The organism is Candidatus Zymogenus saltonus (assembly GCA_016929395.1).
Taxonomy (GTDB): Bacteria; Desulfobacterota; Zymogenia; order Zymogenales; family Zymogenaceae; genus Zymogenus; species Zymogenus saltonus.
Window position 1 is genome coordinate 32,801 of record JAFGIX010000022.1, and the last position, 26,984, is coordinate 59,784.

A 26,984-nucleotide genomic window follows, 5' to 3' on the forward strand; every position below is an offset into this window, starting at 1 on the left:
GAAAATTCCCTTCAGATTAACCAAATCAAACGGCATTTATAGTCTAATATGCCCCGCTTTGACCCGGGCGAAGGCTGAGAAAATTTTTTAAAACTTCAAGAAATGTGAAAAATCGCTTGGATTACTGTTGTCAAAGTCGAGATTCAGGGCACTACGCGCTACCAGAAGCGGATGAATTATGGATAACTATTCTTGATAAAACCCTTGTAAAATGAAAAAATTTACATTATAATGGGAATATCTTTCACTTTTTACTAAATTTCATGGACACAAAGATACTCATAATTGACGATAACGAAGACCTGAACATTATGCTTCGGAGAATCTTGTCCGATGCCGGATACAAGGCCTTCTCGGCGTTAAATGGTCAGGAGGGGATGGAAAAGCTGAGGGATTTGAGGCCCGACCTTATGATCCTTGACCTTCAGTTGCCGGACACTTCGGGGCTTGAAATTTTAAGGGAGATAAACGAGGGATTAGATGACATTCAGGTGGTTGTCCTCACCGGCTATGGGAGCATTGAATCCGCGATCTCGGCGATGAAGCTTGGGGCGTCGGATTACCTCACAAAGCCTATATCGAACGACGAGCTCCTAATATCAGTAGAGAAGAACCTGAAACACCTGAAGCTGCTGAGGAAGTTAGAGAGCATCAGGGAGGTGGACAGGAAAAAGTACAAATTCGATTTTATCGCCGGCAATTCGGGGATGATGAAGGAGATAAACAGTCTTGCGCTCTCCGCCGCCGAATCGGACCGCTCCACGGTCTTGATCGAGGGGGACTCCGGGACCGGCAAGGAATACCTCGCCCGCTTCATCCATTATCGATCCGAGAGGAGGGACGCCCCCTTTGTGGAGATCAACTGCGCCGCCATCCCCGAAAACCTCATGGAGTCGGAGCTGTTCGGGTACGAGCCGGGCGCATTTACCGACGCAAAGACGTCCAAGAAGGGGCAGATCGAGCTCTCAAGGGGCGGGACCATCTTCCTGGACGAAATAGGCGAAATGTCACCTATGTTGCAGGCGAAATTGCTGCGGTTTCTCGATACAATGACCTTCAAGAAGGTGGGGGGCGTGACCGACATCTCGATGGACGTAAGGGTAATCGCCGCTACGAACAAAAACCTCAACGAGGCCATGAAGCGGGGGGAGTTCAGGGACGATCTCTACTTCAGGTTGAAGGTACTCCATATCAAGCTCCCCCCGTTGAGGGAGAGGAAGGAGGAGATTGAGGTCTTCGCCACGGCGCTGCTCGATCAATACTCGAAGAGCCTCAAGAAGAATATCAAGGGTTTTTCGGAATCTGCCTTGGAGAGGTTAATGGAATATCCCTGGCCTGGGAATATCAGGGAGCTGAAAAACGTCATCGAACGGGCCGTCATCGTCTCGGACGGGGATAAGATCTACCCAAGGCATCTGGCCCTGTCAACCTTCAGTCGAGACAAGATTCACCCCCGTCTTCCGGATACATACCCCAACAACGGCATCCAATATCAGGATGTCCTGGACGAGGTGGCGAGAGATATGTTGGTCAATGCCCTAAAACAAGCCAATGGCAACAAGTCCAGGGCTGCCCGATTTCTGAATATCCCCAGACATGTCCTCCTCTATCAGATAGAGAAGCTGAAGATCCCCGAATATAGTTAATTGTTCCCTCCAGTCCGTTTTTTCTGCCGCCGACGCTATTAGGATGTTCAACTTGTAATTACGGCCCGGTCGGTGAAAAGTGGATTCGGGCGCCCTTTCTTCCGTCTTCTTCTGCCGGCACCGTCTAGGCGCACAGCTTCGCATGACAGCTTCATCGAGTGAATAGATTTTCGGGCGCCCCGCAAATCGCTTTTATCCGATACGGCCTCGATTTATCGGCATGGATTCAACAGGTTGTTAGAGAAAACGTATCTTGGGTGTTCCCCATCCATTTTCATCTTACTCCGGCTCAGTCTTGATACAGACTCTCGCGTGACGGCCCGGTCGGCGCGGCTCCCGGCGGGCCGGTCGACTGAAGCAGCATTCAGTTGGCTTCCCGTCCCTTTTCATCCGACGTCGGCTCAATCCTGACACACAGCGGAAATGTCGGGGGCATCCCCTGAATCGGCTTCCTCATGCGAGGCCGAGGAGCGTCTTCGGGTTTGTCTCCGTCATGGCTTTAAAGGTCTCGTCCTTGAGTCCAAGCTCCCCCACCTCTTTTAATATCCTCGCGCGGGTCAGGAGGGGGTAGTCGCTTCCGAAGAGGACCTTTCCCCTCAGGTAGGAATCCGCCGCCTGGAAAACTCCCTTCGGGATGTGTTTCGGTCCCCAGCCCGCTATGTTGAAGTAGACGAACGGGTTTCTCCTGACCACCGCCAGGGCCTCTTCCCACCAGGGGTAGCCGAAGTGGGCGATAACAAGCTTGAGGCGCGGAAAATCGACGGCAACCTCGTCCACGAAGAGGGGACGGCAGTACTTGATCTTCGTCCCCGCGTGAAACTGCGTCCCTGTGTGGAAGAGGACCGGAACGTTCATCTCCTGGGCGGCCTCGTAGAGGGGGTAGACCTTTTTGTCGTTGATGTCGAGCTCGTTTAGGTGGGGCAAAAGCTTCAACCCCTTGAGCTTCAGCTCTTTTATCCCCATTTCAAAATCCTTCACCGCCTTTTTCCCCTTGTTCGGGTCGGCGGAGGCGAATCCGATGAGCCTGTCCGGATACTGGGATACGGTCTTTGCCACAAGCTCGTTGGACACCTTGTATTTGTGGGTCGTCTCGGCGTCTATGGCCACTATGACGGCCTTGTCCACCTTTGCGTCGTCCATGTCCTTCAAGGTTTGTTCGATGCTCGGCATCCCGATGTCCTTGAACATCTGCTTGTAGCCCTCCGCCATTGCCTTCGGAAAGCTCTCAATGGCCTCTTTCGTCCACAGCTGGGAATGGGTGTCAATAATCATCTTTTTCCTCTCCTTTCGATTATTATCTACTACAACGGTTAAGCGATATAACTATTTTGATTGGGCCGTGCCGAGCGGGACTCGCCCCTCTTTCGAGTTCGCCTTTCCACATTCAACTCGAGCGGGAGCCGTTCCGTCATCAAGGATTTTTGAGAAAACGCTCCACTATCAGGTCGGCCATCTCACCGGCGTCGTCGAGGGGCATAACCGGAACGGCCGCATCGATTTCCGTGTCCGCAGCAACGGCAAAGAGCGTGTCGTCTCCCTTGCAGAGGAGATCATCTCTCATTCCCTTTCGGAACACCTCTATCTTCGGGTGGATGTCCGACTTGTATCCCTCCGTTACTATAATGTCAATCTCGGTGGTCAGTCGATCGCGGATCTCGGTGAGCTTCATCTCCCTTTCTACGTCCGATATTATGGCGATCTTTTCGGGCGACGAGATCAGGGTCGTGTGGGCGCCAGCCGCCTTGAGCCTGTAGCTGTCCTTTCCGGGGATGTCGATATCGAAGTTGTGAACATCGTGCTTTACGGCACATACCTTGTATCCCCTCGCCGAAAGCTCCGGGATCAGCCTTTCGAGATAGGTGGTCTTTCCGCTGTTGGAGTATCCAACCACGCTGATTATGGGGGTGTTTTTTCCCATGGTGCTCTCTCCGCAAGAATCCGTCTTGCCGCCGACAGGTCTTCGGGGTTGTTGATGTTGAAAAGGGAGAGGAGGTCCCTGTCGATTTTCCTCAAATCGGCTTCCGCTATCTCCCTCAGTCTCACATCCCCGAAAAAGGATTTTATCTGTTTTTCCCCCAGCCCTATCTGTTTCTCTATGCCCTCGATGCAGCCCTTTGAATAGGCGGCCATGAGGGGCTCGTAATTATTACCGATAACCGGAACGGCCGCATCACATCCTTTTGCGGCATCGATGATGAATTTGACCAGCTTGGGGTTTATAAAGGGCATATCGCAGGCGCAAACGAAGACCAGATCCTCGGCAGCGTGATGAATACCAGAATGAAGCCCGCCTAAAGCGCCCACGCCTGTGTGAATATCCTTGACCATTTTTATCGGGATATTGCCCGATTTGAGATGGGCGAAGCTCTCCAGATCGTTGGTAACCACGATGATTTCGGAGAGGATTTGTTCAATAGTCTTTATTACCCTTTCGATTATCGTGGCGCCGTCAAGAACGAGGAGGGCCTTATTCACACCCATCCGTTTGCTCTTCCCCCCCGCAAGAATTGCGCCGGAAACATTCGCCCGAACCGCCCCTTCTGTCTTATCAGGTTTTTCAATCCTCTCTGAAGTTTTTTCTCGCCGTTTTAGAATTTTACCTATTCCGTCTATTGCTTATCCAAAAACGAGACATTCCATTATTGGACTTTTATCGGAGATAAACATGAACAAATTCACTTTAGCCCAAATCTCCGATTTTGTCAAGGGCAGTTTAGCCTTCCGGTTGCGTATTAATCGGATGAGGGAGAACTTGTACATGTACTAAGAAAATGTTAAATCGCAGTTGGAGGGCTCAAGCTGCGTGCCCTAAAAATAATCCCCGTTCAATTAAAATCGCACCGAAATGCACCGATCACTCTCAATATCCAAATCTCTTGGTTTCTTAGGAACCCCTTGTTCAGTTGGTTCAATAAATATCCCCTTCAAGCCTTCGTTCTTTCGGGGCGGGGATTATTCCCCGACGGCGGCTGGATGGTGCTCCTTGAGCCAGTGGTAGTACTCGTTTTCTACCTTGCTTACCTTCGGATCCCTCTTGACCAGCAGCCCCGCGGGGAGGATCTCGCCTGTGTACGTCTTCTTTCCCGATCCGCCGAAGGTTACCGTCACCCTCCCTATCCTTTTCCCTTGCTTGTCTCCTGCAACCATTGTCGTGTTTCCCACCTCGATCGGCCTCGGAATCGGGTTGGGACGGCTTAGGGTGATTACGAGGTCGATTCCGGGGACGTTCTTGGCCAGGAGGTTTGCTTCGACCCTCTCCATCGCCAACAGCGCCACGACGAGGTCGCAGCTTCCGCGAAGCTCCTCAACCGCCTTTTTGGCCGCCCTCTCAGGGTCGGTGATGATAAAGGTATCAACATCGTGGGCTCCGGAGGCGGTCCCTCCCATGACGCCGAAAAAGCCGATCCGTTTTCCCTCCACCTCCTTTACAACCGTTGCCTTGAAGACCGGCTCCATCGTCCCAACGGAGAGGAGGTTTGCGCTGATTGGTGTGAAGCTTGCCGATTCGGTAAGCTCCTTCAGGTAGTCGAGGCCGCCGGCGAGGTCGTTTTGCCCCACGTTTACGATGTCGTATCCTATCTCGCTCATCCCTAAGGCGGAGTACTTCGCCGAGGTCAGGTCCAGATCTTCGGTCAAGGACGAGACCCTTATCCGTTCAAAGAGGGAGTTACCCGCATCGACCACGATGACGTTCGGATAGCCGCTCTTTACGCCGTTTATCAGCGTTGCCCGCCGGGCGTACCCGCCCAGCCGCTTGTTTTCTCAGACGCAGGGGAGGACATCCCCGTAGGTGTCGCAGGAGAAAACGATCGTGACCGTGTTGCTCAGGGCCTTGACCGACAGGATAGCAATCAAGATCAGCGTCAGGGCCGTTAAACTCGTAAATATGCCCTTTTTCATCTTAGCCTTGCCTCTATTGGGTTTGCTCTTGTATTTCATTTTGTGTTTGCTTTTGTATTTGCTTCTATATTTGCTTCTATATTTGATATATCCGTTCTCATTTTTGTCTATTCAGCCGATACAGACATGGGGGTTTCAGTAATCTATTATACCTCATCTGTCCGACATCCGAACCACATTTTTTACGTCCTTCAGCGGCGCGTCGATCCTGAATGGGACGAAGGCGATGCTTATCTCGTCAATTCGGCATAGGTATGAGGCGACCTTTAGAAGCTCCCCTTCCGCGATGGGGGCGTCTGTCTTCCAGTCGGTGACCTGGAGCTTGATAACGAGCCTCTCCGGCCTTCCCACAATAAAGACTGCGTTGTTGCAGACGTTGTTTATCAGCGGCGCCACCTGCTTGAGATCGTTATACGATTTTTCCCTCATCATCTGGCGGTGGTACGCCATGATAAAGAAGTAGTCGACACCCTCGCCGTTTTTGTCAGTCTTGAACTCGCCGATGTCCTGGGAGAACCACGCCAGGGCGAGGTCCGGCCGTATTGCGGATTCGTAGGAGAGGTTTACGGCGAACCTGAGTCGGGGATTGATCCCCCTCGCCCCCGCCATTATCCTCTTCGCCACGAGGGCAAGGCGCCTCGACTTGAAGGAAGACCATCTCCAGAACTCGTCTGTGTACTCCCTGACGTAATATTTCGTGCCGGCGGAGTTGAGGTACGGCGATACGTATAACGACTCGGGCCTGATCTTATTCCCGTAGAGCCTCGATGCGCCGTCTCCCATCCCCTCGGCGTGCCTGAGTATAAGGTCGTCCTGAAAGAGAATCCCGTCGATGTCGTATCGGGCAAGGTCTTCGTATATATTCACGAGCCTTGTGACCTCGCGGTCGTCGAAGATGTCCACGCCTAAGGAGGGGACTATCTTTTTGCTTTCAAAATCGTAGGAGTAGAGGTTGTTCTCGCTCCTCCCGTAGACCGCGTATTTCGTGGTCATCCATGCGTAGATCGAAAGCCCGTTTGCTCTGGCTGCTGTGATCATCGGCGTCAGGGCATCGGCCACCACGGGTGCGTGCCTAGTCCTGAAGTAGACGCCGGAGTCGGCCCCCGGCTCGACAAAGGGGTAAAAGCGGTCTCCCCTGTTGTGGAAGACCCTGACGATTACCGTGTCGGCGCCCGCCTCCCTTATCTTTGACATCTCCTCAACGAGCCCCTCCTTCGTCTTTGAGGAGAAGAGGAGCACCTGAAAGCCGACGATCCTTTCAATATCCTTCCCCTCTTTTTCTACACCCCACTCTGTCTCCGGCTTTTTCTCTTCAGTGATGTGGAGTTCCGTGGGCGCCGTTTCAGCCGGTGCGGTCTCCGCGGGCGTCGTCTCCGATATAGCGCCCCGGCAGCCCCCCTCCGTCACATCCTTGAGGTCGTTTGTGGCGCAGCTCGATCCCAGAAAGACGAGGCTTGCTATGAGGAGAGGAAACAGCGGCCGAGCCCTTGTGTCTTTAAATCCGGATGCTCTTGGTAAATTTGTTGATATTGCCATATTTGTCAAAGAGTGATTAAGGAGGTTCGGCCTTTGATGTCGTTAGGGTCGATTTAATCAAGCGCAAGCACTGAAAACTACCTGAAATGAAACTTGAGATCGGAGAAGCTGTCTATGATGATGTCGGCCCCCGCGTCTTTGAGGTCTTCCATCCGGCCGAAGCCGTAGGAAACCCCGCAGGAGATGACGCCCGCCGCCTTTGCCGAGAGGACGTCGTCCACGGTGTCGCCGACCATCACGGTCTTTTCCGGGGCGACGTTGAAGCTCTCGATGGTCAGGTAAAGGGGGGCGGGGTCCGGCTTCATCTTGGGGGTCGAGTCTGACCCGACTATGAGGTCTATATGGTCGGCCATACCCAAGGCGGTTACCACCCTCTCGGCCATCCTGACGAGCTTGTTTGTGACCACCGCCTTCCTCTTTTCGATGCCGGCGAGCGTCTCGATGACGCCGGGGAAGGGGACGGTAGTGTCCAGGAGGTGACTCTCGAGGTACTCGATGTAGGTCCTTATCGTCTCGTATTTCTCCTCCTCGCTTTTGCCGGTCATGTTCTTAAATACATTTGTTATCCCGTTTCCCACAAGCTCCCTTGTCTCCGCATCGGTAAGGGCCTTCATACCGAATGACTTCAGGGTGTGGTTGATGGTCGCCTTGAGGTCGTCCTTCGAGTCCGCGAGCGTTCCGTCAAGGTCGAATATAAAGAGGTCGATTTCCCTAATGATCTTTTCCATTTCTTTTTTCTTTTTATTGCCTTTAGTTAAAAACCAGTATTGACCGCAGAGTGTAATAATATAGTAAAGCCTTTAAAAAGACAAATTAAAAAGTTAAAATTTTGGTTTTTCGCTCGACCCGTTTATGTCTTGGTTCCGCTTTTTAAGCCTTCAAACAGTTTTGTCTTTATAAATCTAAAGCTTTGTGATAGAATTCTCTGGTATTTTATAAAGGAAATAATAAAATGAGTGATGAGGTAAATATAAACAGGACGCTCTCCTTTTCCAGGGAAGATATGCGAAGGATCGGCTACAGGGTGATAGACCTCCTTGTGGATCAATTGGCGGACCTTGGCGAAAAGCCGGCGTCAAGTACGGCCAAGAGGGCGGACATGGAATACATCATCTCGGAGTCGGTTCCCGAAGAGGGCTCAGACTTCGAGGTCGTCCTCGATACGGTTGTCAAAGACATCATGGGAAATAACATGTTCGAGAACCACCCGAGGTTTTTCGGCTTTATTCCGGGACCGGGAAACTTCGTGGGTACCATGGCGGACGCCCTGGCAAGCGGGTTCAATATAATCACCTGCACGTGGTTCGAGAGCTCCGGGGCGGCGGCGGTGGAGCTCGCGGCGATACGGTGGCTTGCCGAGCTCCTGAGGCTTCCCGCTGGGGCGGGGGGCATGTTCGTCAGCGGCGGCTCCGAGGCGAACCTGACGGGCCTCGCCGTGGCGAGGCGGGTAAAGCTTGGAAACGACATAGGTAAGGGCGCCATTTACTTTTCCGACCAGACCCACTCCTCCGTGGAGAAGGGGTTGATGGTTCTGGGGTTTGGCCGCGATCGGATAAAAAAGATCGCAACGGACGACCTGTTTCAAATAAAAATCGACGCCCTCAAGGACGCCATAGCCGAGGACAGGAAGGAGGGGAAGCTCCCCTTTCTGGTAATCGCTAACGCCGGGACGACGAACACCGGGGCGGTAGATCCCTTGGTCGAACTTTCTGAGCTCTGCAAAGAGGAGGGATTGTGGCTCCACGCGGACGGGGCATTCGGGGCGTCTGCCGTAATAACGGAGAAGGGGGCCTCCATCCTTAGCGGGATTGAGCGAGTGGACTCCCTCTCCATCGATCCGCATAAGTGGCTCTTCCAGCCGTTCGGGATCGGGTGCGTCCTTGTCAGGGACGCGAACCTCTTGAGGGAGACCTTCCAGATTCGGCCGGAGTATATGCAGGACGCTGAGGTGCTTCATGGCGAGGTCAACTTCTACGAGCTAGGGATTCATATGAGCCGGAACTTCAAGGCGCTGAAGCTCTGGATGTCGCTCAAGCTCTTCGGCCTCGATGCGTTCAGGGAGGCGATCTCCTGGGGGTTTACCCTTGCCGAGCACGCAGAGGAGGTTCTTAAAAAGTCCGGCAGGTGGCAGGTGGCGGCGCCCGCGAGTCTCGCCATCGTGGCCTTCAGGTTTGTTCAGAAGGATTTGTCCGAAGAGGAGGTAGACGAAGTGAACAATAAGATTGTCGACATGATGGTAGACGACCGGTTCGCGATGGTAAGCTCAACGAAACTGAGGGGAAGGGTGTTCCTCAGGATGTGCACGATAAATCCGAGGACGACCTTTGAGGACATCGAGGAGACGATAGCGAGGCTCGAGAGGTTCGGGGTGGAGATCGTGGAGGAGAAATGATGAAATACATTGAGGGACTCAGACTCGTGCTCGCCGACGGGTCGGCTCTCAATACTATAAAGACGTTGCTTGGGGGAAACGGCCTTCCCATCGAGGATGTCCCCGAGAAGCTGGGGGGTGCTGTACCTCGGCTATGCTGGCGAAGAGTTTATCGGCATTGGCGGGATTGAGGCCTTCGGAGGATGCGGGCTCTTGCGCTCGGTTGTCGTTGTCGAGGAGTCAAGGGGGAGGGGATACGGCTCCGGCCTCTGCGATCTCCTTATCGAGGAGGCGGTTGGGAGGGGAATATCGGAGCTTTACCTCCTGAAGACCACAGCCCCAGGTTTCTTCGAGAAGATAGGCTTCGAGCGAATTGCGAGGGCTGAGGCGCCCGGGGAAATCAGGGGAAGCACGGAGTTTTCCCTGCTCTGCCCGGAGACGGCAGTCTTGATGAAGAGGGCGATTTAGTGAGCGGTTATCCAGTTATGCCGGTTTCGTAAAACCGATGATCATCATCTTCCCTGAACCTGATTGTTTAAGGCATCAATCCACCTAACCCGCCCAGGGGAGGGATTCCAGCTTATCCGAAAGCGTCTTGAGCCTGACCCATCCGATGAGGCCGGTGTTTGTTTTTACCAGATACCAGTCGCAGAAGAAATCGCCGCCGTCTTCGCATTTAGGCGACGGGTCGCAGGCAATGATCAGGATTTTGCTTGTGGGGAGCGTTTCGGCCACGACGTTTTTTTCACCGCGGGTCTTGTATACCGGGAAGCTCTCCTTGACGGTCGCTTCAATACCCACGTAGTAGAGTTCCTGGGAAACGTGGTTCAGCCTGCCAGAAGAGTCGTCGAGAAGATATTTCTCCTTCATAGACCAGAAGCCCATCCAGATATTCACCATAACGATCCCGTTTCCGGAATACGAAGGCAGGCCGGAGAAGCCGCCCATCTCCTTTATTGTAGAGCCGTCGTACCGGAAGAGGAGGTATTCGTAGTCGTAGCCCTCCCCGTAGGAGATCACCGCTATCTCTTTGTACGGGTCATACCTTTTAACGTCCACGACAAAAAAGCCGTTGATATCGGCGTCCTTAAATTTTCCGATTACGGATGTTTCGTTTACGAAGAGCGCGAATCCCCCCATTGCGCGATTTAGTGTAAAGGAGATTTTATCGGGGATCCCGTCCCCGTTCAGATCGGCGTTGGCGGTCTTCATCACCTCTTCGCCGAATCCGGCCGTTGCGGCGAAAACGAGCAGCGAAAAAAACAGTGTTAAAATAGTAAGCTTTTTCATATGTGTCTCCAATTATTTTCTATATATTCAAGATGGTCAACACTTTTTTTGTATTTGAACTTAAGATGTGGTTTTTTTTAGGATGGTGTTTAAGATGTTAAAAATACCTTATTATTTAGGTAATATAACCTATCAGGTAATTTATTACGTGTCAAACCTTTTAATGACCTTTTTACAAAAATTCTCTTTATGCCTTAAAAAGGGGAAAAATTGCATTATTATGATTTGAATACTACACCCTCATTGAAAACAAAATTCGCTTCTATACTTACATCATCAGTATCTGTAATCCTCAACATTACATTTTTGTGCTTAAATTGATTGGTATCTTTATCATGCAACCTAAGCTCAACTTTCTCAAAATCCATAGGGTCTATATATACTTTTTTATGTTCTATTTCTCTGGGTGTTGGAGTATCTTTAAAAAATAAATCTATTTTTTTTACTCCAAGTGGTTTAGTGTTGTTACAATTTATAAGTTCTATAAATACGTTATGGAATGTTGAATGATATTGTATTTTTACTGTATTTATTGAAAAAGACATTTTAAAATCTTTATCCCTTGCCTTTATTAAATATTCGATTTGAGATTCCTGTAAATTTAATTGTCTCTTATGTAATTCCAATTGTTTCTTCTGTATTTTAAATTTGTGCCAATTCCATAAAAAAGTAGATATTGTGGCAAATAAGGCGGCTAATGCTGTAAGAAAAGCGTTTGTAACACTAGCTATCGAATTTAAATTTTCTAAATCCACATCTAGTCCTACCTTCATGAAATTTTTATTAAGGTTTCAATACTTCTCCAATTTCAACGCGACAACCATGAAGTTCAAACAAGCTTTTGTTCTTAACAGCTTTTTCTTTATCTGGATATTCAACAGTCATTCCCTCCTGTAGGTCAGAATTTATTCTTGAATATGGAATGCCTTTCATTTCAGAAAGTTTTTTTATTAAAAAATGGGCTTTTTTTGTATCTTCTGGCTTATAGACAGTAAGTTGATAAATAGTGCTGTATCTGAAATTGCAAAAGCGGCACATTTTAGCTTCTTTTGGTATGCTTTCTCCACACTGTGGACATTGCTTTTTTGAAAGTCTTTCTTCTTCTGCGGCTTTTTCAAATTCCTGAAATTGCCTCTTAACTTGTTTCTTTTTTTTCTGTTCATTCTTAATGTAAAAGTGTCCACCTACAACGGAAGCTACACCTAAAATAAATGTTAGAATACCAATACCACCAACAAATAAAAGAAAAGGAGAAACAACTATTAATACAACACCCAATAATTCAAGAAAGCATCCCATTTTATCTTTCCTGTTTTCTATACTTTTATCATCAAGGCTTTTAATTGAGTCGTATAGTTAATAAAGAAAGTATACACAAAGTGACAAGTCTATTCAAGTGGAAAATATAACACAAAAAATTGTTAATATTGAAGATATTAGTACCACAGTCAGGACAAGTTGTTCAATAGCTTTTTTATTCCTCCCCCCAGGCCTTTTTACTCCTCTCTATCTTCTTCTTCTGGTTCTTCCACGTCTCGGTGGTGAGAAACGACTCCTCCCACCTGTTAAGCATCTTCTCGTATAGGGAGTAGGGGACGGCGAACGTCATCTCGTCGGTCTTGAGGAACTTCCTGCATGACGGGTCGAAGCCGCCGAGGACGGCGAATTCTTTATTGTCCTTCAGGTATTTAGCCGGCCATGTCACCACGTCGCTGCAGCCGGGGCCGAAGGGCGACCTCACAGCATCGATGTCGGCCGTTATGAAGGCGGTGAGGACCGCAAGGCCGCTCATCGCCTCGGGGCGCGCGAAGAAGACAACGGTGACCGGAACCTCCCCCTCCTTGAATTGGCCGATCCGTTTTACGACGCAGTACCTGGCGGCGGCTTTTGGCGGGTCCATGGCGTCGAAGAAGGCCTTTGCCGCCTCCGGGGAGGCGGCGTAGCGCTCCCCCTCAATGATGCCGGGGATCCCTGTGGAGATGAAGGGGGGGTGCATGTGGAGGTAGGGGTTCATGAACCCGAGGTAGAAGGCCCCGCCAAGGCACCCGAACCGCTCGGCGTCGAAGCAGGCGGCGGCGTTTTTCTTCCTCGCCCGCCAGATGATCCCCAGGACGCAGGCGAAATTTTCCATTACCGACTGCCAGTCGATTTCCCCCTTCTCCTCCGCCTCGCGGCTTATAGGCGTCTGCGGTTTGGGGGAGACGCAGTCCTCCGGCTCCTCGTCGGTCCATATCACCCCCATCGGCTCCTCGTCGAGACCCAGGGCAGACAGAAATTCTGCGAGCCTGTCATCGTTTTTCATTTTGTATCCTTCGTTCTGGCTGAATATCTACTTCAGCTTCGAATCCGCCAGCTCCTCGAGGCTTTTGACGCTGATCTTTGCCATCATTATGTCGGAGGGGGTAAACATCCCTATAACCCAGGGATAGTCCCGCTTGATGTTGCTGGTGTAGTAGCAGATGTAGACGTAACCGTCCTTTACGACCACCCCCGGATACGATGTGTCCCCGGCGCTGGGGAGGTCGGAGAGGTACATCAGCCCCTTCTCGGTAACAAGGAAGATGGAGGTTCGCTTTTTGCCGAGGATGCTCCCCGTCTCGGTAAGAGGCATGTTCCAGCCGGTGTGGAGACGGCCGACGGCGTAGACGTGATCGTTTACGGTGAAGAGGTACGGGCCGTCGAGCCGGGTCACGAAGCTGTGCTCCTCCGTCCACTCCTTGTACGGCGGCTCGGAGACGGCGATTAGGGTGTTTCCCCGGTTGTCGCCGAAGTAGTAGCCGGCCACCTCGAGCCTCGCCGTGGCGAGCATCCTCCCGTCCTTAAGAAACTCGATGGCGGTCTCGTCGTTAAAGTCCCCCTCGTATATCTGGGAGACCTCGGTCCATCTTAGGCCGTCGGTCGATCTCAACAGGATCGATTTGCCGTGCTCGTTCCAGTAGGCGGGGATGTACCAACTCTTCCCGCCGTCGTTGCTCTTCGGCCGCCAGAAGAGCCACCCCTTCGGTTCGATATCGCGAAAAGGCTCCCAGTCGACGCCGTCCGCGCTCGTCGTCACCACGGTGCCGTAGGGCTCCGCCGCAAAATCGACGTTCTTCAGGGCGTACATGAAGAGTTTTTCTCCTATGGCTGCGAGCTTCGGGTCTCTGATGTCTTCGCCCGGATTCTGAAACTCGGCGGTTTTCTCCCACTCCCTGGCGTCCTTCGATTTCATTAGCACGAGCCTCGTCGTCTCGCTGGCGAAGTGGTAGGGCGCGGCGGCGTGGATCATGTAAAACGAGCCGTCGTGGTAGATCATGTCGGTGTTGGAGTTGTGGAGCCCGTCGTGTACGGCGGGCCACGTCTCTATCTCCAGGAGTTCCGATACTTCGGAGCGGTTGGGCCGAAATGAGAAATGGGTTATAAGGACTATTAACGCAATAATAAGAAGGCAGACAATATTAAAAGACCATTTTAATATCTTTTTCATAGCTTTTCCTCCCTTTTTTTTTCACAATATCATTATCTTTGAAATCAAACAAGGAAAATTCAGCCCTTTGGTTGGTTTTCAATTTCTTTGAAAGGGCGAAAAAAATCCCAACAAAATACTTGACAAAACCACTTGGTTATTATATATTTAATGTAATAGTAAGAATTATGGAAGAAAAAAGATGAAAACAATATATCTTGATCATGCGGCAGGAACCCCGGTTGACGACAAAGTCGTCGATGGGATGATACCCTATCTGAAGGGATACTTCGGAAATCCCCAAAGCATCCACGTATACGGCGAGGAGGCCAAGGGCGCCATCGAGGCGGCGAGGGAAGTGATGGCAGACCTCATCTCCGCCGATCCTGGCGAGATATACTTCACCGCTAACGGCACCGAGTCGAACAACATCGCGATAAAGGGTATCGCCCACGCGGCGAAGAAGAAGGGGAGCCACATCGTGGTCTCGGCGATCGAGCACCAGTCGGTCCTCCACTCTGTAAAGAGCCTTGTAAAAGAGGGTTTCTCGGTGACCCACGTCCCGGTGGACAAGCACGGCGTCGTGAGCCTCGAAGATGTAAAAAAGGCGATGGTTGATGAGACGATATTGGTGTCCATTATGCACGCGAACAGCGAGGTGGGGACGATAGAGCCGATAGGTGAGATCGCGAAAGTGGCAAAAGAGCGGGGCGCAATTTTTCATACAGACGCCGTCTCCGCCGTGGGGAATATCCCCGTGGATGTGAATAAGCTCGGGGTCGACTCCCTCTCCCTCTCCGGCAGCCAGTTCTACGGGCCGAAGGGCGCGGCGGCCCTGTACCTGAAAAAGGGGACGAGGATAGTGCCCTTTATCGACGGGGGGATACAGGAGGACGGCAGGCGTCCTGGGACGGAGAACGTCCCGGGGATCGTGGGGCTGGGCCTTGCCGCCCGGCTTGCCAAGGATGAGATGGCGGATCGAGCAAAACACCTGACCGTGCTCAGGGATGCCCTTATATCGGGACTCACCTCTAAAATCGATCATATTTATCTCACTGGACACCCTGAAAAGAGGCTTCCGGGACACGCGAGTTTCGTTGTCGAGTTCATCGAGGGGGAGGCGATGCTCTTGAGCCTCAGCATGGAGGGGGTGTGCGTCGCCAGCGGCTCCGCCTGCACCTCGAAGGCCTTGAAGGCCTCCCACGTCCTCGAGGCGATGAAGGTGGAGACCGCCCTGGCCCAGGGATCGATCGTCTTCAGCTTCGGGATGATGAACACGATGGAGGATGTGGACTACGTCCTGGAGGTTTTTCCTCCCATCATTGAGAGGCTGAGGAAGATGTCCCCGTTATATACGAAATATTTGAAAGAAGGAAAAAAATAACAGGAAAAGGAGGTATATAAGCCATGTACTCAGAAAAGGTTATGGATCACTTCAGAAATCCCCGAAACGTGGGGGTCTTGGATAATGCCGACGGAATCGGCGAGGAGGGAAATCCGGTCTGCGGAGACATGATGACGTTTTACATCAAGGTCAAGGACGACAGGCTCGAGGATATAAAATTCCAGACTTTCGGCTGCGGCAGCGCCATTGCCGTGTCGAGCATGATAAGCGAGATGGCCATGGGCAAGACCCTGGACGAGGCGATGAAGATAACCAACAAGGACGTTGCGGAGGAGCTGGGTGGTCTTCCCAAGAACAAGCTCCATTGCTCGAATCTCGGCGCGGACGCCCTCCACAGGGCTATCGAGAACTACAGGAAGGACGTCAAGGTTGAGCCTAAGGCGAAGAGGCCGGAAAAGCCGGCGGATTCCGCCGCCCACTGTCATTGTCCCTACTGCGGCGAGGAGTTCGACTGCAAGGACAGTCACGTGGAGATGTGTCAGAACAGGCCAGCCTCCGAATAGATAATTTCCGACACAGTTTGGGCCGGGAGTGTGGACACTGTTTTTGTCTGAATTTTGTTTTTGGAGGGAAAGATGAGCGGCAAAGACAAGGCGACGATCATCGTCTTCAGCGATGATATAGACAAGGTCCTGGCGGCCTTCAACATCGCCACCGGGGCGGCGGCCATGGGGATGGATGTATCCATTTTCTTCACCTTCTGGGGACTCAACGTTGTGAGAAAGGAGAGATCGGCTAAGAGCCCCAGGGAGTTTTTAAAGAAGACCTTCGGGATTGTAAACCGCGGCGGAGCAAGCAGGCTCAAGCTCTCGAAGTTTCACATGGGGGGGATCGGGACGTGGATGATGAAGATCCTGATGAAAAAGTCGATGATGTTAAGCGTAAAGGAGATGATAGGGATCGCCCACTCCCTTGGTGTTACGATGATCGCCTGCACCACATCGATGGAGTTTATGGGGGTGGACAAGGAAGACATTATTGATGAAGTAACTCGCTTTGCGGGGGTCGCCACCTACCTGGCAATGGCCAGGGAGAGCAAGATCAACCTCTTTATTTGATGAGATGGGGTTTTAATATGGATTTCAAGAAAGACCAGACACTGGACTGTTACGGGATGCTCTGCCCGCTTCCGATAATCAAGATATCGGAGAAGATTAAGGGAATGAAGGAGGGGGAGGTACTGGAGACCCTCTCCACCGACGAGGGGATAAAGGAGGATATCGTCGCCTGGTGCAGCGCCACCGGAAACGAGTATCTGGGCCTCAAGGAGGAGGACGACGTCTTCAAGGTCTTCGTGAAGAAGAGGGCGGACTGACGTAAAAGAAGGGGCGGGCCGACATGAAAAGAACCTGATTGATTTTAAGGGGAAGGCAGGTCGACTAAAAGAAGGAGGGTTGACATTAAGAAGTCGGCTTAATGTGAATAAAGGCCGGGCTGACCTGATCCCATAATAGGGAAATCGGTCACATTAGCTTCGGGGCTTGGCTCTCTCGGACGACTCCAAGTGGCCGATGTAACTTGCAGGTTGGAAACAATGGGGTTGTCTATTTCACAAGGATGCCGTTAATAATTCCCACGGCGTCAATTTCGGCGCCGGGATAATTTCCGTATTTGCATTGATCTCCCAAATCCGTCAATCTTACATAACGAAATCTATTATAGAATTTTACTCTTTCTTCTTGACCGATATCGACGCAGAATATGCCTCCGTGTATCCTGCCGATATTAATCCAATGCTCGCCGTCTTCGCTTATCTCAAGGTAAGTCGCTTCGACGTCGTCCCCTACTTCAAATACACATATGTCGCAACCGTCTCCGTCGATCAGTCTCACCCTTGAAAATTCGAGGGTGATCGAGCCCCTGCATCCAAGGGTGACTTCATCGTTTGAGAGCATGATCCTGTAGTTCGGCAATCCGATCGCATTGGTCGGTATTTTGCTGTTGGGGTATACAGGTTGTGGAGATCCCATCCTATAATGAATGACCCTGTCGGCAAAGGAGTCGACTCCGTATTTGAAGATATGCTCAATGCCGTCCGAATCTGGACATTTTTCTTTTTTAATTGAATTTGAACTGCTTTCCGATTTTTTTTCAGCCCGGACGCATCTATTTTTAATGTCGTCCGCTATGAGTTCGGGCTCGTCAGTTTTTTCAGTTATCTGCCATATATCTTCATACTCATCTCTTTCTTTATCGATATTTACAAAAGCTCGGGCTACGAAACTATTTTTGTCTGCATGAGTAATGGCGAATTTGGTATTTTCCGGAATAGATAAAATGCCCATCTCCTTGGCTTTTGAACAGAATTCATTTTTATTTCGACAATACTCATGTTCTTTATAATAGATATCTTGTAAAAACTCTTTTATTTCAGAACGAATTTTCTGTCTTTCAAAATAATCGAGATTGCTTTTAGTAAAAAAAAGTACTAGTATAAGTATTAATACAAAAAAAACAATATATACTTTTTTAGTTTTTTCTGGTACCTTTTTGAGTCTTGAATCTATTTGTTCAATAAATGATTTCTTTCTGCAATTAGCACAAAATTCTGCTTTATTGTTGCTTAACTCGGCGCCACAAATTATGCACTTTATCTTTTTCCCTTTACTGGTTCTTGTCCTTTTTTCAATATCTAATTTAATTATATATAGTACATAAAAAAAACACGAAATTATAATTAAAACGGTAATTAAAAAAATAATACTTAATGTGCTGATATGCTCCAGGAAAAAAATAGTCTTTGTTGAGGTAAATGATGTGATTTTCTTTATAAGAGAAATGGGATCTTTGTAGTGTTCGTATATAAAGAATAAAAAATGAACATATATAGAAATTATAAAACATATTGCAACAAAAAAAATAATAACTTTTTTATTTTCCAGTAGCAATGATAGTAGATTGCTAAGTTTGTTTTTTATTCTATCTTTTAATTTAAGCAAACATAATCGTAAGTTACTAAGTTTATTTTTTATATTTACTTTCATTCTAAATAACCATGGTAGCAGTTAAAAAAAATATTCTAAAGTACTTTGTATTAATTTCATTTTTTGTATGATTAATTCGTTTTTGCTTAATACTATTTTTTTGTTTTTAATATGTCAATATAAAAATGACTGATTGCGCATTTATTTTTAAAACGACTATTATTTTCTTGATTTATTTTGTTATTTAAATATTATATGATTTATTAGTGAACTTTCTTCATGCTGTTTAAACGTTAAAAAGCGTTGAAAAAAAGTATTAAAGAATCAAAAAAACGGGAGAAAAAAATGGGAAAGAAGTATCTATTTTCATTTGGCGCCGTTCCAATTGACCTGAGTGAAAAAATATATATACTCGAAGATAAAGCGGAAAAAATAGAAAAAAATATAGAATTAGCTACAATAACTGGAAAGAGATTAGAGAAATCTCTCAAGCAATGCAAAAATTTTGTAAAAGACGTAGATTATAATGGCAAAATTACAAAAATTGACGATGTAGATTTAACTACAAAAATTGATGATCCTTTAGATACAGGAATCGATGAGATAGTAAAATTTGGTTTTAATAGTGAGTATCAAGTTCTTAATTTAGGTGATCCTATTAAAATTGGTTGTTTTTTTGTAGGCAACGGAAAGCAATTTAAACTACTCTATAACGGCAATTTTGTTTTGTATTACATGGAAGTTAATGATGAAAACAAGCACGATAATGAGTATGGAATGAAAACGGCGCATAGTCTACTTAAGGAATGTATTGATAGCGGGTTTAAAGGCGAAGATGATTATGATGTTTTGGAAGTAAGTCCCGCTCCGTTAAATGATTTATTTCTTGCGGAATTATTAACGAGTAAAAAGAAAGATGCCAATATTAGAATAAAGAATATGAATAAAGATAGCGACATTGTATATGTTTCAGGCAGAACTAATCCGGAAATATTTTTTGAAGGTATATTTAAAAAGACAAAAGATGTTTTAAGGGAGTTCTACTCTTTGTCGAATAATAAAATTATGATTAGTAGAAAGAGTATAGACTTTTTGAATGAAAAATGCAAAGACATATTAAACATTAGAACTGATTTAATAAAAACCTTAAAAAGTAAATTGATGCACAGGGCTAAATTAATTGCCAAGATTACAGATGAAATTCAAAACTTTTTTATACTGCTTATATCCTGGCTCATTTCAGCAAGGGGGCATAACCTAAAAGTCCAGGAATTTAAGAATCGCTTGAACGAGCTTCAAGGTTATTTCTTGAGAGATTCAACTAATTATCTGAATATAGAAGATATTCCAATTGAGTCCTATATGCATTTTGTTTCAATGGGCCTGAGAGAGTTGGTTGGTTATAGAAAAATGATAGATTTATGGGTTATGGTATTAACAATTATTTTTAGCACGTTGGTCGGTGCTGCTTTTGGATATTTCCTAGAGAATATTATTAGTCGTTTTTTAGTCTATTTTTTTTAGACTTAAATAGTTTATACGAGTAGATATGAAAATTTTATTGTAAGTATCAGGGAAGTTTGTTACACTTTCTCATTAAAAATAATATAGTGTGGGTACCCGAGTCGATATGTCCTCAAAAAGTTTTTTCTATTGCTTTCACTATTGTGAAGTTTATTAGTAGTTTTAAAAGACGGCACCGAAAGTGAATATCCTCGGGAGGGCTTTTTATAGAGGCAAACGGGGGAACTTGCCGGGCGAATAACTTGTTTGCTAAAAATGATCGAAGAAAGCATTACTTGCTTTGCAAAATATCTTAGATAATCAAGCGTGAAACGGTTTGCAGTTGATTTGTTGGAATTAATTGACAGGACCTCTGAGCCGATTGATGCCGTGTCCGCCGATTGCGTTTGGATTCTCGCCATACAAGAGATTGTCATAATCGCTGTAGATGAAGGAGTGGTTATAAGCAGACTATAGCATTAAAAAATAGCCTATTAAAAAATGAGATATGTTTTTTGTTTGAAAAATTTTAAATTTTGTATTATAAATATGTATCTTCGTTGAAATTTCAGAGTGGTTTTTTCAAAGAAAGAGGAATATACACATGGAAGAAAAAGAAAAGAAAGAGATACTGATTATTGGACCTTCACAGTCAGGCAAGACCGCAATGATAGCGTCTATTCAGCGGGCGATACTAAACTGGAATGAAAAGAAAACCGGTACTAATTTAAGTATTTTCCCCGTCAATACAGAGATGGAAGAACTATTGGAATTGTATGAGATGCAAGTAATAGAAAATGGTTATCTGCCCAGAACTGGATCTGCAGGATTCTCAAATTATCTCTTTGACTTAGAGTTTAGAAGAACCGGTATAGGATGGTTATTAGGTAAGAAGGGGATACGTTTCAATTTTACTGATGGTCCTGGAGGAGATCTCATTCCTTCATTAGAAAAAAAATCTGATTTTGATAAACATGAGATAGAGAAACGTAGAAATGATCTTATAAATCGTTTGGAAAAAGCGAGCAGCTTTATAGTATGCATAGATTCTACTGATGAAAAAAGCGCCTTTGATTTCTGGGCCATACTCCCTACTATTTTAAGAAAAAGGAAGAAAAAGTTTGATAGATTTGTAATCTGCCTTACAAAAGCAGACAGATATTTTGCTGAAAGATATATCAATCCATTAGAAGAAATAGAAAGTGAGGATCCCATAAAGAGGGGTACGGAGCTTTTGGGTAAAACAGGATTAAAGTTTATAGATATGCATTGTAAGGAAACAAAGGTAGGCATATGCTGGACCTCTGCTTACGGCTTTATCGAGAGCGATGGAAACGCAAATTATAACAAAAAGGAAGACAAGTTACGATATTGGGGGGAGGGTTTTACGGAACAAGAAGTTATGGATAATTGGACACCCTATCAGATAGTTGAGCCCTTTTTATTTGTTGCCACCGGAATAAGCAGAGGGATTAAATTCCTTTAAGATCAATTTTATATTGCAGAAAAAAGCAAATAGTGGATATACTATTCCGAAATTGATAAAAAGAGAAGATGGTTTTTTGTGGGAGTTTTTTCAGAAATAACGATATAAGAAGGAGTTATTATGAATAATAAGGTTTTTGAAAAGAAGTCTATTGTTCCAATAGTCAAGGAGATTAGAATCATCGGACCGCTCCATTCCGGCAAGATGGCAATCCTTGGGTCTATAGAACAAGCTTTCTTAAATTGGAATAAATATGAATCCGGAGTAAATATAGGTTTTTTCCCGCAGAATAGTAATATGGAAAATCTCTGTTATCAATACAAAATAACAATAAAAAAGGGAGAACTTCCGAAATTAAATATAGATAAAATCACCGAGTACATTTTTGATCTTGAATTAAGGGGCTCTCGTCTTAAATGGTTTTTGGGTAAAAAGATGGTCCGCTTTCGTGTCCTGTATTTCCCCGGGACATTGTCTTTCCCCTCTACAGCAAAGAATGATCATGATTGGTCGAAGGCCTCAGGCTTTTCAAAAGAGCTGGTGGATTCTTTAGATAATGCGGATGGATTTATCGCCTGTCTCGATGCGAATGACAACGACGCTGCCTTTGATTTTTGGGCCAATCTCCCAAGGATTCTGGGGAAGATCGAAAACAAACCTAAAAAGGTCGTTGTCTGCCTGAACAAGTCGGATAAGTTGTTTGCCGATAGAGAAGAGAAGGCATACGGCTCCTTATTGAACGAAAGTCCTCTGAAATATGGAAAGGATTTTATCCCGAAATCGGGATTGAATTGTCTTGATATGTACTGCAAAGGAGTTAAATTGGGGATTTGCTGGTCCTCGGTTTATGGATTTCTAAAAACAAAGGGCTATGCCAATTATAACTCAAATAATGACCGTCTGCTTCTATGGGGCAAAGAGTACAATGACCAGGATGTAATTAATAATTGGATGCCCTATCATGTAGTCGAGCCATTTTTATTCATGGTATTGGGCGGTGTAAAAGGGGTAAAAAAGTATAGTGTAAACTCTCAGCAATTCAAAGAATGGATTATGGGAAAGTTCAGCGTCTTTTATCGTTTTCTATTTAGATTAAAGGCCGTTAAGGCGAAGGGTTAAAAATTTTAATACCTCGCTCAAGTCTACCGATATAGTCTATAGTCTATAGACTATTGAAATTCTATAAGAATTTTGACAGCTAAAGGTAGCTTCTAAGGTGGCGTTTCTGTTTTCATAGGTGTTTTGATGTCAGAATCATTATCGTGGCACCAATATGTTTTTGGAAAGCTCGTAAAATATCCGGACGGTCCAATCCTTGGTCCGGACCATGATTGTATCGGAAAATCTGAGGGATTTCCTGAGGAGCTGGAAAGATATTGTCGTTACGACAGAGTCGGACTCGGTTCCGGTGACGTCTTCGAGTGGCACGAATATCCATGGCTGAACAGGGGCGGAGGGATTGTATGTCGCCCCCACATTATTGACGATAAGGCTTATGTTATCGTCGGCCGTATGCAAATGAGGTCGGAAGATGGAGGCCCGGCCAAACCACCTTTCAGGCTCTATCATCACAGGCACTATATCATTACAGATGCAAAGAGAGTTCTCTACCCCCCTGTTGTAATGTCTACCGATATCCCCTGGATGGAGCCGATGGTTGAAAAGGAGATGGCCCTGAAGCCTGTCACGACATCATATAAACATTTGGACAAAAGACTTCCGGATGAATGGATTGAAGAGATATCCGAACCACTTAAGATCGTGATGTCCGGACAATCTTTGAGTGTGCAGGATTGGGCAATGGAAGTGGATAATTTCCTCTCGACAGTCAACTTGGTTCTCTGCGCGCTTCCCTTGACCCTTGTGTGGCGTATTCCTTTCGGGGCGGGACTGACCAATATGGACGGATCCGTTGCGATCGGGATGGGGATGTGGGCATTAAAGGGGGCCAGGATTATTAAGGGAGAGCGAAAAGACACCGAAGAGCATGATTTTTCCGATGGTGAGTACTACTACGGATGGATTGAGGAAAACTGCTCTGGTTGTTCGACCTATCGTGAGTTGGTGGACACGGTGGCGGAGAAGCTGCCCAAGTTTGAAAGCTATGACTCAATCCCCATTGGCTTGTCCTGGAAGGAAGTTTCCAAACAGATATCCGGAGTTGTATCCAAGTTGGAAAGAATTAAGGAATTTCGGAAATCTTCTGATATCAATGTGCCGGAAGAACGGGTGACCGGGATTGTAAATGTATTGGATGACTTGTTTGCCACCGTTAGAGAATACAACCCCTGGTACGATTTGATCTCGACCGGCGGAAAGGCCAACTGGTTAAGGGAGTGGCTAAAGGATGCGGAACTCGAGCTTATCTGGTTTTCCCTTTTAGAGATAGTAGATAAAAAAACTCAAAGATTTTTTAATTCGCTTCCCGAAGGGAAATATCAAAAAATTGTAAAGAGATTGTTATCGGGAGAAAAGTCCGACGATAATGAGCTGATAAAATTTATTCGTTGTGCCACAAAAGACAATTTAGACAATCTAAATCTGCTGATTGGAAAAGCAAACATTTTTGACAGCTACTTGATGGCTGAAGAGTCCCGGAGAAGGGGACTGCATACCAAGTTGGAAATATTAATAAATCGGAAATATTCTGATACCGCTTCAAGTCTCGATCTGATCAAAGAGAGTAAGCGTTTGGCGGCTCAATTGGTCAAGTTGAACAAATTGCCCACAAAAACTATGTGTCGCATCTTGCTCCTTGGATGGGAGGAGATAGACCAAAGGGAGAAAGATGAGATTTCACACAAGATAGAATCCCTGATCGGACAGCCGTATACTTACATTATTACCGGTTTTGAACGTGAAGATTTGAGGGGAGGTGATCATAGAAGAGTATTTTCAGAGGTAGGAATTTCGGCAATAAGGGAAAAGATTAGTATTGATCCCGAGGTATCTCAACGGCTTTTTATGACAATAAAAAGAAGATATAGTAAAGGCTCTTTTGCTAATGTCATTTCAAGGGAGTTGTTCGATATATTCAAATTCTGGCTTTGTAATGCAAAAAAGGCAGACATCAGATGGATGAAGGATGAGTCATTAATATTGTTGTCGGATATTCTGAACGGCGAAAAGGTCGATATCAAAGGTTATCTCGGCGAGGAGATTGATACCGGATTTGTAAGGAAGGTTCTCGAATCTTTTGAGTCGAAGATAGAGATTAAAAATTTTGTGGTCAAGAACGTTTCAGAGTTGGAATTTTTAGAAGAGATTATGCCGAGTCATTGCGAATTGACCCTTTCCGATTCGCAAATAGGGCTTATGATTGACGAGGCATTTGTTGACGAATCGAATCTAAAGAAATATAAAGGTATTACTTCAAGGAGAAGGGACCTGCTCGACAAACCGGGGTGGCGTCTTTTGTCTTTACCGGAGCATAATAAGATAAAGATCGGTCTGTACGATACGGAGTCGGATTCTTTGAAGTACTTAAATGCCTTTTCGATCTTGATGCTTGTCCTCAGGGGCGTGGATATGCCAAGGGGGGATTTGAATAAAATTACTCCGGAGATAATCGGGGATTTTTTTGAGCGGGATGAATGGAGTAAATATTTCTATATAAAGCATTTACACTTCTTTTCCAAAGAGGCGAAGAGAAAAAAAGCCGACCGTTTTGGCGAAGCTCTCCTGACTTCAAGGCTCGGATTTGCAAAAGGGGCTTTATCAAGGAGTGAAGTTGAAAATGTAGTTATGAAGGAGCTTAAAAGGAGCATCTGGACGAGGGATTTGTTCTTCTCCAATATATTAGATATTAATTATCACAGGGAGTTTATTGCAAACATATCTTGGACCGTCGGCAGGGAAACCATAATAGAGACATTCAAAGATATAAATTTTGTTGATGTATTTAGAGAGCCTGAATATTGTTTATTAGAAAAACAAAGAGGCAGTGCCATGAAAAAGTGTCCTGATTGTGGAAGGAGAGTAAGGGAAGCAAATTCCATATTTTGTCCTGACTGTTCGACAAGACTGGTTTCTGTTACCGCCGAGGATATTCTGGAATCGCAGCTCAGGGAATTGATCAAGGAAAAAGGATACTCTATCCTCGACGACAGGAATTGTGAAAAATTAATCAGTAATCTCGAATATAAATTTTTTTTGGAGGAAGAGGATAAGAATGATTATTGGCGTAAGAAAAAATTCCTGATCAAGGCTTTGAAGGGCAATTTCCCACAAGAAATTTTGTCTCTAAGAGACGAACATACGGCAGACGAAATCATTGAAACGCTGAAGGACAAGCTTTTGGTCTACCAAAAGAACCTGAGTAAAGATAGTGCATACTGGGTAATTGCTACATGGATATACGCCTTTAAAGAAGATGATAACGGTAAAGGGCCAAATGGTGACACCGAGGGCTATCTTTCAATAGAAAAGAATAAAGACAGAAACGAGATGCATCCTAAACATGGTTTTGTCGGTAAATCTGTCTATATTATTTTTGAACCGCAGCTTAACGATGCAAAGTGTTTTTCGGAGGGCCTTGCCGCCGTAAAAGTCAAAAAGAAATGGGGTTATGTAAATAAGGACGGTGAAGCCGTTATTGAATCGAAGTACGACAAGGCCAATGATTTTTCTGAAGGGATTGCCGCCGTCTACATCGGCGGGAAGTGGCAGTACATTAACAAAAAAGGGGAGCCTATTGTTGACTCTCTGTTCAATGACGCATCCAGTTTCTCCGAGGGGGTGGCCGGTGTGGATATGAAGGAGAAGATCTGCTACGTTGATAAGTCTTTTAAGATCGTCGCCACGCCTCATGTAGACCACAATTGGGAGGGTTGGGGCAGGTCTTTTTCCGAGGGTATGTGCATGGTGGCGAAAGGTAAAAATCTTGGATATATTGATAAGGAAGGATTTTTTTGTATAGAGCCGAACTATCGCGAGGCAGGAGATTTTTCGAATGGCCTGGCGCCGGTGGTGCCATCCAAATTCCCTATAAAAATATGGGGCTATATTAATAACGTAGGTAAATATATTATATGGGCACGTTTTTTTGGGGCCCGTAATTTTTCTGAAAGACTTGCCGCGGTGAAATCGATTCGAAATATAAAGTGGGGATACATTGACGACAGGGGGAAGTTCGTTATCAAGCCAAGCTTCAAGGATGCCCTGGACTTTTCGGAAGGCCTTGCCGCTGTAAGGCATTCGGGCGGAAAGTATTCGGGGAAGTGGGGTTTTATTGACAAGTCGGGAAAATATGTAATAGACCCACGATTTATAACCGTCAGGAACTTTTCCGAGGGGCTCGCACCGGTAATGATTGAGGGTAAATGGGGATATATCAGCCATCCTCTGAAGGTCGATTCTTACAGGGATGGGAGTGTTTGAAAGATGATGCAAAGAGGATCAAATCCTTGTCCGCCGATATGATTGAAGATGGAGCTGCGCTTGGGCAGGGATAATATTTTAAGATAATAGTGATTAAAC

Annotated in this window: 24 protein-coding genes; 11 read left to right on the forward strand and 13 right to left on the reverse strand. The window is 46.5% G+C overall.

The features are described from left to right. Positions 1 to 263: 263 nt before the first annotated feature. On the forward strand, positions 264 to 1,646 hold the full coding sequence (locus JW984_04330; GenBank protein ID MBN1572405.1) for a sigma-54-dependent Fis family transcriptional regulator: 1,383 nt from the start codon (positions 264 to 266) through the stop codon (positions 1,644 to 1,646). 453 nt (positions 1,647 to 2,099) lie between these two features. Here the strand turns inward: JW984_04330 and JW984_04335 are convergent, their stop codons facing one another. The 7 genes from JW984_04335 to JW984_04365 all read right to left on the reverse strand — a co-directional run bounded on the left by JW984_04335 (position 2,100) and on the right by JW984_04365 (position 7,810). Beyond that, positions 2,100 to 2,918 (reverse strand): amidohydrolase, encoded by an 819-nt coding sequence (locus JW984_04335; GenBank protein ID MBN1572406.1) that lies wholly within the window; start codon positions 2,916 to 2,918, stop codon positions 2,100 to 2,102. A 139-nt stretch (positions 2,919 to 3,057) separates the two neighbouring features. Continuing rightward, on the reverse strand, positions 3,058 to 3,564 hold the full coding sequence (gene mobB, locus JW984_04340; GenBank protein MBN1572407.1) for a molybdopterin-guanine dinucleotide biosynthesis protein B: 507 nt from the start codon (positions 3,562 to 3,564) through the stop codon (positions 3,058 to 3,060). Beyond that, positions 3,543 to 4,127 carry a molybdenum cofactor guanylyltransferase gene (locus tag JW984_04345; GenBank protein ID MBN1572408.1) on the reverse strand — a complete coding sequence of 195 codons (585 nt, stop codon included), beginning with the start codon at positions 4,125 to 4,127 and terminating at the stop codon, positions 3,543 to 3,545. Before JW984_04345 ends, mobB begins: the two co-directional genes overlap by 22 nt. A gap of 471 nt (positions 4,128 to 4,598) precedes the next feature. Next, positions 4,599 to 5,330 carry a hypothetical protein gene (locus tag JW984_04350; GenBank protein MBN1572409.1) on the reverse strand — a complete coding sequence of 244 codons (732 nt, stop codon included), beginning with the start codon at positions 5,328 to 5,330 and terminating at the stop codon, positions 4,599 to 4,601. A gap of 78 nt (positions 5,331 to 5,408) precedes the next feature. Continuing rightward, a complete protein-coding gene (locus JW984_04355; protein ID MBN1572410.1) occupies positions 5,409 to 5,546 on the reverse strand; it encodes a hypothetical protein in 138 nt (45 codons plus the stop codon). A gap of 153 nt (positions 5,547 to 5,699) precedes the next feature. After that, complete coding sequence (locus JW984_04360) at positions 5,700 to 7,082, reverse strand: hypothetical protein (GenBank protein ID MBN1572411.1); 1,383 nt, start codon at positions 7,080 to 7,082, stop codon at positions 5,700 to 5,702. Between the two features lie 77 nt (positions 7,083 to 7,159). Beyond that, complete coding sequence (locus tag JW984_04365; GenBank protein MBN1572412.1) at positions 7,160 to 7,810, reverse strand: HAD-IA family hydrolase; 651 nt, start codon at positions 7,808 to 7,810, stop codon at positions 7,160 to 7,162. Positions 7,811 to 8,034: 224 nt separating this feature from the next. On the opposite strand from JW984_04365, the gene JW984_04370 reads away from it, so the two are divergent. Beyond that, a complete protein-coding gene (locus tag JW984_04370) occupies positions 8,035 to 9,474 on the forward strand; it encodes an aminotransferase class V-fold PLP-dependent enzyme (GenBank protein ID MBN1572413.1) in 1,440 nt (479 codons plus the stop codon). A gap of 96 nt (positions 9,475 to 9,570) precedes the next feature. After that, a complete protein-coding gene (locus JW984_04375; protein MBN1572414.1) occupies positions 9,571 to 9,921 on the forward strand; it encodes a GNAT family N-acetyltransferase in 351 nt (116 codons plus the stop codon). Between the two features lie 84 nt (positions 9,922 to 10,005). On the opposite strand, the gene JW984_04380 is transcribed toward JW984_04375, so the two are convergent. The 5 genes from JW984_04380 to JW984_04400 form a co-directional block, all read right to left on the reverse strand. After that, positions 10,006 to 10,743 (reverse strand): hypothetical protein, encoded by a 738-nt coding sequence (locus JW984_04380; GenBank protein ID MBN1572415.1) that lies wholly within the window; start codon positions 10,741 to 10,743, stop codon positions 10,006 to 10,008. A gap of 218 nt (positions 10,744 to 10,961) precedes the next feature. Then, positions 10,962 to 11,516, reverse strand: coding sequence for a hypothetical protein (locus tag JW984_04385; protein MBN1572416.1), 555 nt, complete (start codon positions 11,514 to 11,516; stop codon positions 10,962 to 10,964). A gap of 10 nt (positions 11,517 to 11,526) precedes the next feature. Beyond that, on the reverse strand, positions 11,527 to 12,042 hold the full coding sequence (locus JW984_04390; protein MBN1572417.1) for a hypothetical protein: 516 nt from the start codon (positions 12,040 to 12,042) through the stop codon (positions 11,527 to 11,529). 175 nt (positions 12,043 to 12,217) lie between these two features. Further along, complete coding sequence (locus JW984_04395) at positions 12,218 to 13,045, reverse strand: DUF169 domain-containing protein (GenBank protein ID MBN1572418.1); 828 nt, start codon at positions 13,043 to 13,045, stop codon at positions 12,218 to 12,220. A 27-nt stretch (positions 13,046 to 13,072) separates the two neighbouring features. Then, positions 13,073 to 14,209, reverse strand: a complete 1,137-nt coding sequence (locus JW984_04400) for a hypothetical protein (protein MBN1572419.1) — start codon at positions 14,207 to 14,209, stop codon at positions 13,073 to 13,075. Between the two features lie 181 nt (positions 14,210 to 14,390). Between JW984_04400 and JW984_04405 the strand changes: the two genes are divergently transcribed. The 4 genes from JW984_04405 (at position 14,391) to JW984_04420 (ending at position 16,908) form a co-directional block, all read left to right on the forward strand. Further along, positions 14,391 to 15,572, forward strand: coding sequence for a cysteine desulfurase (locus tag JW984_04405; protein ID MBN1572420.1), 1,182 nt, complete (start codon positions 14,391 to 14,393; stop codon positions 15,570 to 15,572). A 23-nt stretch (positions 15,573 to 15,595) separates the two neighbouring features. Next, positions 15,596 to 16,096, forward strand: a complete 501-nt coding sequence (nifU, locus tag JW984_04410; protein MBN1572421.1) for a Fe-S cluster assembly scaffold protein NifU — start codon at positions 15,596 to 15,598, stop codon at positions 16,094 to 16,096. Positions 16,097 to 16,168: 72 nt separating this feature from the next. After that, on the forward strand, positions 16,169 to 16,651 hold the full coding sequence (locus JW984_04415) for a DsrE/DsrF/DrsH-like family protein (protein MBN1572422.1): 483 nt from the start codon (positions 16,169 to 16,171) through the stop codon (positions 16,649 to 16,651). After that, a complete protein-coding gene (locus JW984_04420; protein ID MBN1572423.1) occupies positions 16,651 to 16,908 on the forward strand; it encodes a sulfurtransferase TusA family protein in 258 nt (85 codons plus the stop codon). Before JW984_04415 ends, JW984_04420 begins: the two co-directional genes overlap by 1 nt. Before the next feature lie 229 nt (positions 16,909 to 17,137). Here the strand turns inward: JW984_04420 and JW984_04425 are convergent, their stop codons facing one another. Continuing rightward, positions 17,138 to 18,577, reverse strand: a complete 1,440-nt coding sequence (locus JW984_04425; GenBank protein ID MBN1572424.1) for a hypothetical protein — start codon at positions 18,575 to 18,577, stop codon at positions 17,138 to 17,140. Positions 18,578 to 18,862: 285 nt separating this feature from the next. Here JW984_04425 and JW984_04430 point away from each other — a divergent pair, with 285 nt between their 5' ends. The 4 genes from JW984_04430 (at position 18,863) to JW984_04445 (ending at position 26,885) form a co-directional block, all read left to right on the forward strand. Beyond that, complete coding sequence (locus JW984_04430) at positions 18,863 to 20,041, forward strand: hypothetical protein (protein MBN1572425.1); 1,179 nt, start codon at positions 18,863 to 18,865, stop codon at positions 20,039 to 20,041. A gap of 583 nt (positions 20,042 to 20,624) precedes the next feature. After that, positions 20,625 to 21,506 (forward strand): GTPase domain-containing protein, encoded by an 882-nt coding sequence (locus JW984_04435; GenBank protein ID MBN1572426.1) that lies wholly within the window; start codon positions 20,625 to 20,627, stop codon positions 21,504 to 21,506. Positions 21,507 to 21,626: 120 nt separating this feature from the next. Continuing rightward, positions 21,627 to 22,625 (forward strand): GTPase domain-containing protein, encoded by a 999-nt coding sequence (locus tag JW984_04440; protein MBN1572427.1) that lies wholly within the window; start codon positions 21,627 to 21,629, stop codon positions 22,623 to 22,625. Between the two features lie 126 nt (positions 22,626 to 22,751). Then, positions 22,752 to 26,885 (forward strand): WG repeat-containing protein, encoded by a 4,134-nt coding sequence (locus JW984_04445; protein MBN1572428.1) that lies wholly within the window; start codon positions 22,752 to 22,754, stop codon positions 26,883 to 26,885. Positions 26,886 to 26,984: the final 99 nt, after the last annotated feature.